At 64.8% G+C, this 2,030-nt stretch carries 2 protein-coding genes; both read right to left on the reverse strand.

All coding sequences use genetic code 11. The features are described from left to right. The coding region (locus EN750_RS31660; RefSeq protein WP_145968101.1) for an ABC transporter permease at positions 1–1,052 on the reverse strand (1,052 nt) is incomplete at its 3' end. Then, the gene (locus EN750_RS31665) at positions 1,049–1,927 is read right to left on the reverse strand and encodes an ABC transporter permease (RefSeq protein ID WP_127399052.1); all 879 of its coding nucleotides are present in this window, start codon (positions 1,925–1,927) and stop codon (positions 1,049–1,051) included. The genes EN750_RS31660 and EN750_RS31665, both read right to left, overlap by 4 nt. Positions 1,928–2,030: the final 103 nt, after the last annotated feature.

The following is a 2,030-nucleotide window of genomic DNA, read 5'->3' on the forward strand; positions in this document are numbered from 1 at the left end:
GCCCAGACCATGTCGATGTTCATCCGCCCGACCTCGGTCGAGATGCGGAAGCCCATGCCGACGACAGGCGTGCCGAAGAACTCGGCAACGATGGCGCCGATCAGCGCCAGCGTCGAGTTGATCTTCAGCGCGTTGAAGATGAAGGGAGCGGCGGCTGGCAGCCTAAGCTTCAGCAGCGTCGGCCAGTAGCCCGACGCGTAGGTGCGCATCAGGTCGCGCTCCATGTGGCCGGAGGCGGCCAGGCCGGCGACCGTGTTCACCAGCATCGGGAAGAAGGTCATGATGATGACCACCGCCGCCTTGGACTGCCAGTCGAAGCCGAACCACATCACCATGATCGGCGCGACGCCGATGATCGGCAGCGCCGAGACCATATTGCCGATCGGCAGCAGCCCGCGCCGCAGGAACGGCACACGGTCGGCGAGGATTGCGGTGATGAAGCCGGCGCCGCTGCCCACCACATAGCCGAAGATCACCGCCTTGAAGATGGTCTGCCGGACATCCGCGCCGAGCACCGGCAGCGAACCGGCGATGCGTGCGCCGATTGCGCTTGGCGGCGGCAACAGGATGAAGGGAATGCCGGCGCCACGCGTCACCGCTTCCCAGATGATCAGTATCCAGGCGCCGAAGATGGCCGGGATGATCAGGCGCAGCGCGGTGCGAGCCCAGCTTGCCATCGGGCGAAGGCCCGACAGGACGGCGACGCAGCGCCAGCCAAGCAGCCAGGCACCCGTGAGCAGCAGGAAATAGGGCGCCCGCGCCAGGCCCTCGAAGCCGGTGATGCCGCCAATCAGCAGCCAGGCGGCCAGATGCGCGCCGATGAAAAGCACAACGGCTTCGACGACGGACGGTATTCTGGCCATCGAGATCAAAGCAGCGAGAAGCAGCACGCCGAAGATCAGCCAGTTCGTCGCCGCATAGGGATACATCAACGTCCCTGCGGGCTCCGCCAGTGCATCGACTTTCGGCGCGGCGATCGGGCCGAGCGCCACTGCGATCACGCACAGCGTGATCGCCAGCACCGCTTGCCAGGAGGGTTTCAGCCGGTTCATGCCGGCCTCCCGCCCATGGCGCGGTCGACGAGGCGCCCGGCAATGCCGACAACCATGACGAGAAGTGCTGCCACCACAGACCCAGCAACCAACGCCGACCAGATGTCGATGGACTGGCTGTAATAGGCGCCGGCCAGCAGCTTGGCGCCGATGCCGGCGACCGCACCGGTCGGCAGTTCGCCGACGATGGCGCCGACCAGGCTTGCCGCCACCGCCACCTTCATCGAGGTGAACAGGAACGGCACCGAGGCCGGCACGCGCAATCTCCAGAAGGTTTGCGCACGACTGGCATTGTAGGTGTGCATCAGGTCGAGATGCATGATCTCGGGTGAGCGCAGCCCCTTCACCATGCCGACGGTCACCGGGAAGAATGACAGATAGGTCGAGATCATCGCCTTCGGGATCAGACCGCTGATGCCGATCGCCCCCAGCACGACGATGATCATCGGCGCCACCGCCAGGATGGGAATGGTCTGCGAGGCGATGATCCACGGCATCAGGCTCCGGTCGAGCGTCGCCACATGGACAATGCCGACCGCAATAATGATGCCGAGCGCGGTGCCGAAGGCAAAGCCGAGCAGCGTCGACGACAGCGTCACCCAGGCATTGTAGACCAGGCTGCGGTTCGAGGTGATAGGCCGCAGGAAGGTGTTCTCGAAGAAATTCACCGCCACCTGATGCGGCGCCGGCAATGTCGGCTTCGGCTGCGCCAGCGTCTTGCCGATGAGTTCGCTGAAGGTGGAGGTCTCATTGGCGCGGCGGTCGAGATCGCGCTGGAATGGCGTGTTGAGGATGACGGCGAAGACATACCAGAGCACGACCACGCCAACGAGGATCGAGGTCACGGGGACGAGTTTGTCGCGGAAGGTGTCCATCTAGCGGGCCCCTTTTCCCGCCAACAAGAGAGGGCGACGACACCCATCTTTCGTCATCCTAGGGCGGAGCAAGGAGCGAAGCGACGCGGCGCAGACCCTAGGA

This window comes from Mesorhizobium sp. M7A.F.Ca.ET.027.03.2.1, from assembly GCF_003999175.1.
Classification (GTDB): domain Bacteria; phylum Pseudomonadota; class Alphaproteobacteria; order Rhizobiales; family Rhizobiaceae; genus Mesorhizobium.